We start from the raw sequence: 1375 nt of genomic DNA, 5'->3' as shown, positions 1-1375 counted from the left end.
ACAGCTGATATAAACAGAAGCCACTGGAGCACCTCAAAAACACCATCATACACTAAATCAGTAAGTTGGCAGCATCACCTGGCTACTGGATTCGCTGACCATGCGATTAATAAAGTAATCACTTATTTCTTTAAAGTCTTGTATAGCTCTGGCATCAATATCATGACTAGCCCATGAACCATTACTGGCTTCATGTGAATCATTTCTTTTCGAAGGGTAGCCCAACTACCTGTAAAGATAGACTTCAGAAAAAACAGTGCTCGCCGCAGACCGGTGACCGGGCGAAGCCCGCGAACTGGCGAGGAAGCGCAATGTATCTGTAGTTACAGTGAGCAGGTACGCCCTGAAGCCCTTATAAGCGGTTGTGTATGCTGTTTCCTCTAGGATGATTTATCCACATATCCAGAGGTTCGATCCAGTAAACTAGATCCATGAATGATCAACAAAGGATCCATTAAAGATCCCCATATCTCTGCAAACCTTGTCACTCATGGGCCGGGACCACGATCACATAAGCTGTGGCATGTTAATGATAAACTGTAACATGCTAATAATAAGCTGTATTCAGTAATCCATATACTGAAGTAAGTTAATGACATAAACTATGGTCAGTACGCCAGACTCAGTTGTTAAATACAGGCTGCAGGTTTTTCTTCAGTCAGTTAGCGGGGCTCTGACACACGATTTGCTGTTTATTCTTTTACTGTCCACAGGCAGGAGGCTTTCTGGAAAACGAAAATTCAGACATCAAAAAACTGTTCGGCGAGGTGGATAAGTCGTCCGGTGAGCTGGTGACACTGACACCAAACAATAACAACACCGTACAACCTGTGGCGCTGATGCGTCTGGGCGTTTTTGTACCGACCCTTAAATCACTGAAGAACAGTAAAAAAAATACACTGTCACGTACTGATGCCACGGAAGAGCTGACACGTCTTTCCCTGGCCCGTGCTGAGGGATTCGATAAGGTTGAGATCACTGGCCCCCGCCTGGATATGGATAACGATTTCAAGACCTGGGTGGGGATCATTCATTCCTTTGCCCGCCATAACGTGACTGGTGACAAAGTTGAACTGCCTTTTGTTGAGTTTGCAAAACTGTGTGGTATACCTTCAAGCCAGTCATCCCGCAGGCTACGTGAGCGCATCAGCCCTTCCCTGAAGCGCATTGCCGGTACCGTGATCTCGTTTTCCCGTACCGATGAGAAGCACACCCGGGAATACATCACCCATCTGGTACAGTCAGCCTACTACGATACTGAGCGGGATATTGTGCAGTTACAGGCCGATCCCCGCCTGTTTGAACTGTACCAGTTTGACAGAAAAGTCCTTCTCCAGCTTAAGGCGATTAATGCCCTGAAGCGACGGGAGTCCGC

Annotated in this window: 1 protein-coding gene; it reads left to right on the top strand. The window is 46.8% G+C overall.

Annotated features, from left to right (window positions below; all coding sequences use genetic code 11):
• Positions 1-767: 767 nt before the first annotated feature.
• Positions 768-1375: RepB family plasmid replication initiator protein (locus BEB54_RS28020; RefSeq protein ID WP_157914366.1), on the top strand; the 608-nt coding region annotated here is incomplete at its 3' end.

The organism is Escherichia sp. MOD1-EC6021, assembly GCF_002965245.1.
Taxonomy (GTDB): Bacteria; Pseudomonadota; Gammaproteobacteria; order Enterobacterales; family Enterobacteriaceae; genus Escherichia; species Escherichia coli_F.
The sequence above is the reverse complement of the archived record's forward strand: the minus strand, read 5'-3'. Positions and strand labels throughout refer to the sequence as shown.